Source organism: Kaistella sp. (assembly GCF_049588135.1).
Lineage (GTDB): Bacteria > Bacteroidota > Bacteroidia > Flavobacteriales > Weeksellaceae > Kaistella.
Genome location: NZ_JBAVFG010000023.1, coordinates 1 through 6,129, shown reverse-complemented (window position 1 = coordinate 6,129; position 6,129 = coordinate 1). Strand labels below are relative to the sequence as shown.

At 36.6% G+C, this 6,129-nt stretch carries 8 protein-coding genes; 4 read left to right on the top strand and 4 right to left on the bottom strand.

Annotated features, from left to right (window positions below; all coding sequences use genetic code 11):
* Positions 1-217, top strand: a 217-nt coding sequence (locus tag WBY99_RS01420) for a hypothetical protein (RefSeq protein ID WP_423974562.1), incomplete at its 5' end; no start/stop codon positions are given.
* 91 nt (positions 218-308) lie between these two features.
* Here WBY99_RS01420 and truA read toward each other — a convergent pair.
* Positions 309-1,040, bottom strand: coding sequence for a tRNA pseudouridine(38-40) synthase TruA (gene truA, locus WBY99_RS01415; protein WP_423974561.1), 732 nt, complete (start codon positions 1,038-1,040; stop codon positions 309-311).
* Positions 1,041-1,319: 279 nt separating this feature from the next.
* On the opposite strand from truA, the gene WBY99_RS01410 reads away from it, so the two are divergent.
* Complete coding sequence (locus WBY99_RS01410) at positions 1,320-1,811, top strand: metallophosphoesterase family protein (RefSeq protein WP_423974560.1); 492 nt, start codon at positions 1,320-1,322, stop codon at positions 1,809-1,811.
* A gap of 18 nt (positions 1,812-1,829) precedes the next feature.
* The gene (locus WBY99_RS01405; RefSeq protein WP_423974559.1) at positions 1,830-2,303 is read left to right on the top strand and encodes a hypothetical protein; all 474 of its coding nucleotides are present in this window, start codon (positions 1,830-1,832) and stop codon (positions 2,301-2,303) included.
* A 12-nt stretch (positions 2,304-2,315) separates the two neighbouring features.
* On the opposite strand, the gene WBY99_RS01400 is transcribed toward WBY99_RS01405, so the two are convergent.
* Together WBY99_RS01400 and cdd are read right to left on the bottom strand one after the other, a co-directional pair.
* Positions 2,316-3,200, bottom strand: a complete 885-nt coding sequence (locus WBY99_RS01400) for an exopolyphosphatase (RefSeq protein ID WP_423974558.1) — start codon at positions 3,198-3,200, stop codon at positions 2,316-2,318.
* Positions 3,201-3,298: 98 nt separating this feature from the next.
* Positions 3,299-3,778 carry a cytidine deaminase gene (cdd, locus tag WBY99_RS01395; protein ID WP_423974557.1) on the bottom strand — a complete coding sequence of 160 codons (480 nt, stop codon included), beginning with the start codon at positions 3,776-3,778 and terminating at the stop codon, positions 3,299-3,301.
* Positions 3,779-3,973: 195 nt separating this feature from the next.
* On the opposite strand from cdd, the gene namA reads away from it, so the two are divergent.
* Positions 3,974-5,020 (top strand): NADPH dehydrogenase NamA, encoded by a 1,047-nt coding sequence (gene namA, locus WBY99_RS01390; protein ID WP_423974563.1) that lies wholly within the window; start codon positions 3,974-3,976, stop codon positions 5,018-5,020.
* Between the two features lie 106 nt (positions 5,021-5,126).
* On the opposite strand, the gene WBY99_RS01385 is transcribed toward namA, so the two are convergent.
* Positions 5,127-6,129, bottom strand: a 1,003-nt coding sequence (locus WBY99_RS01385; RefSeq protein ID WP_423974556.1) for a glutamate-1-semialdehyde 2,1-aminomutase, incomplete at its 5' end; no start/stop codon positions are given.

Below are 6,129 nucleotides of genomic sequence, written 5' to 3'. Positions count from 1 at the left end.
TCATTTAGCAAAATCAAGGAAAATATATCGTTGTTTTTTAAAACTGGAAATCATTTTTTTAGGAAATAATGTTGAAAAACCTTTTATAACCAATTGGTCGTCGCTCCGCGACGCGCTTTATTCTATTCTTCGTTTTCTACCAATAGTTCGTCGCTCCGCGACTCTAACATTCATCGTTCCAGCCTACCAATTGAATATCGCTCCGCGACTTCTTTAAAATTTTTCTTTTCTGCCACTACCAATTGGGCGTCGCTCCGCGACTTTCCTACAACTTTACTCAATATTCAAATCAAAAATAAACCACATTTTCAAAAATCATAACCAACATCAACCAAAAACAAACCTTGCGCAGGAGCAGACGTTCCGGCGGAATTTCTGTTTTTATCTTCAATTATTTGTCGCAAATCCAACGGTTCTATTTTTCTATTGCCGATTTCAACCATCGTTCCGACAATCGCTCGAACCATATTTCTTAGAAATCTGTCGGCGGAAATGGTGAATTTCAATTCCGAACCATTTTGTTCCCAAAACGCTTTATAAATTTTGCAATTATTCGTTTTATTATCGGTGTGTAATTTCGAAAAACTCGTGAAATCTTCGTACTCAAAAAGGATTTTGCACGCTTCATTCATGCGCTTAATATCTAAATCTCTTTTCCAAATTTGCCAGGAAGAATCTTGCGCAAAAGGATTTTTTTCTAATGAAATAAAATATTCATACGTTCGGAAAGTCGCATTGAATCTTGCATGGAAATCATCTTTCACTTCAAAAATTCTCGAAATAGAAATATCTGCGGGCAAAAAACTGTTGAGTTGGTACACCAGATTTTCACCAATCACTTTTTCAGTATCAAAATGCGCGAAAATTTTCTTCGCATGAACGCCAGTGTCGGTTCTCCCCGCTCCTGTCGTTTTAATTTTCTCGCGAAGTATCGTAGAAAGCGCTTTTTCTAATTCTTGCTGAACAGAAATTTCGTTGGGCTGAATTTGGTAGCCAAAATAATTTTTACCGTTATAAGAAAACTCAATAAAATATCTCATCGGCTGCAAATTTACAGATTTTTTAGGAGCAGGAAAATGGGAAATACGTTCGAAGATCAGTCCCGCTTTTCATTCCAATCTGTCATTGCGAACCACGTGAAGTAATCTGTAGAAAAAAATTGTACGCAATGCCAGGATTTCCATTACAATCGGGGCTAAAAGTTCGGGCAGTTTTTCTACGAAGATTTCAAAATAACATGCTTCGGTATTAAAATTTTTGTCAAAAAAATAAGACATTTCAAACATCTAAAATTCAAAAAATAATCAGAAATTTATAACATGAAAATATTACTGCTCTCCGACTCACATTCCTATATCGACGAACGCATTTTAGAATATGCCAAAAACGCCGATGAAATTTGGCATTGCGGTGATTTCGGAAATTTAGAAGTTATCGAAAAGTTAGAAAAACTCAAACCTTTGCGCGGCGTTTACGGAAATATCGACGGAACAGAAATAAGAAAAATATTTCCCGAAGTTCTGCGATTCAAATGTGAAGATGTGGAAGTTTTGATGATTCATATCGGCGGTTATCCTGGGAAATATACGCCTTTAGCCAAAAAAGAAATCGAGGAAAATCCGCCGAAACTATTTATTTCAGGGCATTCTCATATTTTGAAAGCAATGTATGACCAGAAAAACAAATTGCTTCATCTAAATCCTGGTGCGATGGGAAAAGTCGGTTGGCATCAAATGCGAACGATGATGCGTTTCGAAATCAACGGCGATCAAATTGAAAATTTAGAAGTGATTGAATTGGGGAAAAAATAAAATTCAAACTCAAATACCATGAAAAAATATCGTGAAACTCCACTCTTCAAAAAATCTGAAGAAATTTACCAAACTCTTAAAACCATAACCGATTTAATTCCCGAAGAAAATGAACATTTACAATTTACAAAACAACATATTCTGGAAAATATCTACACCATTCAAGCAAAAATCTCTGGTGCAGAAGCCGTAAAACTTTGGGATTTAAAAATAGAAAACGCCACAATCATAAGAAAATGTGCACGAGAATTAATGGTTCTTTATCACAACCTGAGAATGTTTGGTTTCGAGGAAGCGGAATATTATTTGATTGTAAGACGACAAATAGAAGAATTTCGTTTACTTTTCCGCGAATGGGTTTCCAACTTTAACCCAAAACATTTTATCGTTGATGATTGGGGACTTTTTAATCCACCTGGAATTTCCCAAGATTACGAGCAACGAGATGACGAATTAAACTTTTTAGACGACGACGACGATGATGAGTTTTAAAACAACTCTCTTCTACTTCGTCTGCAACCCTTCATAAATACTGTGAATTAAACCATCAGCAACCGAAATTTTCGGCACAAATATTTTATCGATATCGCTCCAATTCATTACATTATTGAAAATTTGTAAAGCCGGAACCAAAACATCGGCGCGATCTTCTCGCAACCCGAATTTGCTCATTCTTTCTGCGACAGTAAGTTCATTCATCTCTTTGTAATATTTTTTCAAAAACGCAGTTGACATTGGTTTGCCGTCTTTCGTTTTGCTCATCGAAAATATTTTGTTGATGTTTCCGCCCGAACCAATCGCAACAATCGGTTTTTTGCTGTTGATATTTTTTCGAATTTCTTCTTTCATTTCTTTCCACAAATCATCAGGAACCAAACCATTTAATAAACGAATCGTTCCTATATTGATGGATTTCTCATATGCCATTTTCCCGTTTTCATAGAACATGAGTTCCGTAGAACCACCACCGACGTCAATATAAAGATAGGCATTGCTTTTGTCAAGCGCATCGGCAACGTGATTTTCAAAAACCAAAGCTGCTTCCTGATCACCGGTAATAATTTCGATATCAATTCCAGACATTTTCTTGACTTGCTTAATGATCTCTTTACCATTTTTGGCATCACGCATTGCACTGGTTGCACAAGCACGGAAATGTTCGACTTTATAGATCTTCATCAAATTGCCGAAAACACTCATCGAGTCGATGACCATTTGTTCTCTTTCGGAACCAATTTCGCCATTCGTAAAAACGTCCATTCCCAAACGAAGGGGGATTCTGAGCAGATTGAGTTTGGTGAATTGGGGTTTCCCTTTCTTGGGTTCCGTGACTTCATTAATCAGCAGTCTGGCTGCATTACTTCCGATATCTATGGCTGCTATTCTCATTCTCTTTAAAAATAAATTATAAAATTGTTCTTTAAATCAAAAAAAATCACGCCATTGATAACAGAATTAGCTAGGCTATCAAACTATCTTTTTGAAGTTTAAAGGTAAGAAGCGTCGAAAGAAAAAGGCAATAATTCGCGGATTGATTTTGTTTTATAAATCTCACCACCAAGTGAAGCAAAATAGATTTCTATTTCTTCCTTTTGTTTGGATTCATATTCCAAAATCGACTGTCTGCAAGCACCACAAGGTGGAATTGGAACAGAAGAAATTGCTTTTCTCGGTGCACCGATTACAAATAGTTTTTTGATTTTCACCTCCGGGAAATTAGCTCCGGTATAAAAAATTGTTGTTCTTTCTGCACACAATCCAGAAGGATAAGCAGCATTTTCCTGATTGCTTCCAGTAACGATTTCTCCGTTTTCGAGCAAAATCGCGCAGCCAACGGTAAAATCAGAATAAGGCGCATATGCTAAATCACGGATTTGCATCGCTTTATCAAAAAGTATTTTCTCGGTCTTATCGAGGTGATCGTAACTTTCGATAGATTCGAAATTTATGGTAAGTTCTTTTTGCATGTATTAAAAAATGGGGAGGTAAAGATATATCTTTTTTTTCAGACTGCATAGTCTGTTATTGATAAAGCTTTGATTAGGCGGAATTACCACTCAAACTGAAAATAAATCCCAAAACTTGAAGTGACTATTTTTAAATTTGAGTACGCAATTGAAATACTCATTTTGTAACTTTGGTTCATTAATAAAACAATAATGATTTTATACTCCCCTATTAAATTTAGAAATCTCGAAATCAAAAACCGTTGGGTCATGTCGCCAATGTGTATGTATTCTTGCGAAAATGGTGTTGCGACCGATTTTCATTACGTTCATTACGGAAGTCGTGCGCAAGGTGGGACCGGATTAATAATGGTAGAAGCAACCGGCGTTGTTCCGGAAGGTCGAATTACCCACAAATGCATGGGAATTTGGAATGACGAACAAGCACAAAGTTTGAAAAAAATCGTCGATTTCGTTCATCAAAATTCGGAAAGCAAAATTGGAATTCAATTGGCACATGCCGGAAGAAAAGCTTCAACTTGGAATGGCAGACAACTTCCTTTGGAAGAAGGCTGGGAAACCGTTGCACCTTCAGGAATTCCTTATCATGAAGAAGAAAGAATTCCGCATGAATTAACTTTAAATGAGATTAAAAGTTTAATTAAAAGTTTTAAAGAAGCCGCAAAAAGATCGCTCGATGCAGGATTTGATTTATTCGAAATTCACGCCGCTCACGGCTATTTAATTCACCAGTTTTTATCACCATTATCGAATGTAAGAACCGATGAATACGGCGGAAGTTTCGAAAATAGAATTCGTTTTCTCGTAGAAATCGTGGAAGCGGTGAATGAATTGCTCGATGAAAACCATCCTTTATTTGTAAGAATTTCGGGAACGGAATATGCAGAAAACGGTTGGGATTTGATCGAAAGCGTAAAATTAGCAGAAGTTCTGAAAAATAAAAATGTCGATTTAATTGATGTTTCGAGTGGCGGAAATATTCACGGTGCGAAAATCACTTTGTTTGATGGGTATCAAGTTCCACTTTCTGCCGAAATTAAGAAACAATCCGGAATAAAAACCGGCGCTGTTGGACTTATAAAGACTGCTGAACAAGCGGAAGAAATTTTAGAAAAAGAAGAAGCAGATTTAATTTTGGTGGCGCGAGAAATTTTGAGAAACCCTTATTTGGCGATACAAAACTCATTTAAGACTAAGGAAAATTGCTTTTTTCCGCATCAATATGAAAGAGCGAGACCTTAAAAAATTGCCACGAAAGCACGAATGAATTTTTATTCGTGAATTTGTGGCAATAAAATTCAAAGCAAAAAAAATCCGCTTCAGTAAAATTTGAAGCGGATTTATTTTTTTAAGAATACTCGAAATTTCTAATAACTTCCAAGGTTCTATCGATTTCTTTTTCTTTTATCGCATCAGAAATAAACCAGGTTTCGTAACCGCTCGGTGGCAAATAAATTCCTTTTTCTAATAACTGATGGAAAAAATTATTGAATAAAGCATGATTGGCATTCGCCGCTTCATCGAAATTAGAAACCGCATTGATGTGGAAAAATATGCTCATCATCGACCCTTTTCGGTTGATTCGGTGTTCGATATTTTTAGAATTTAAAATTTTTCCGATTTCGAAATCTAATGTTTCTGTCGTTTTATTGATGTTTTGGTAGAAATTTTCATCATTTTTAATGAGTTGCAAAGTCGTTAAACCCGCTCTCATCGCCAAAGGATTTCCACTTAAAGTTCCGGCTTGGTAAACGTCGCCTTTCGGGGAAAGACAATTCATAATTTCGTTTCGTCCGGCAAAAGCACCGACTGGAAGTCCACCACCAATTACTTTTCCGTAAGTTACCAAATCGGCTTTCACATTGAAAATTTCTTGCGCGCCACCAAATGCTAGACGGAAACCAGTCATTACTTCATCGAAAATCAAAAGCGCTCCGTTTTCGTCACACAATTTTCTCAGTTTTTGAAGGAAATTATTTTCCGGCAAAACGCAACCCATATTTCCGGCAACTGGTTCTACAATAATTGCAGCAATTTCACCTTGATTATGACGGAACAAATCTTCAACTTGTTCAATATCGTTATATCTCGCAAGCAAAGTATCTTTTGCTGTTCCTGCAGTTACGCCTGGCGAATTTGGATTACCAAAAGTTGCCGCGCCGCTTCCCGCTTTTATTAAAAACGAATCGGAATGCCCGTGATAACAACCTTCAAACTTGATGAATTTATCTCTTTTGGTAAATCCACGTGCCAAACGAATTGCGCTCATACAAGCTTCCGTTCCTGAAGAAACCATTCGGATTTGGTCGATATTCGGAACATTTTCTACAATAAATTTTGCGATTTCTGTT

Excerpts from the sequence above, each read along its gene's own strand:
- truA (WP_423974561.1), bottom strand. The coding sequence starts at position 1,040 with ATGAGATATTTTATTGAGTTTTCTTATAACGGTAAAAATTATTTTGGC.
- WBY99_RS01410 (WP_423974560.1), top strand. The coding sequence starts at position 1,320 with ATGAAAATATTACTGCTCTCCGACTCACATTCCTATATCGACGAACGC.
- WBY99_RS01405 (WP_423974559.1), top strand. The coding sequence starts at position 1,830 with ATGAAAAAATATCGTGAAACTCCACTCTTCAAAAAATCTGAAGAAATT.
- WBY99_RS01400 (WP_423974558.1), bottom strand. The coding sequence starts at position 3,200 with ATGAGAATAGCAGCCATAGATATCGGAAGTAATGCAGCCAGACTGCTG.
- cdd (WP_423974557.1), bottom strand. The coding sequence starts at position 3,778 with ATGCAAAAAGAACTTACCATAAATTTCGAATCTATCGAAAGTTACGAT.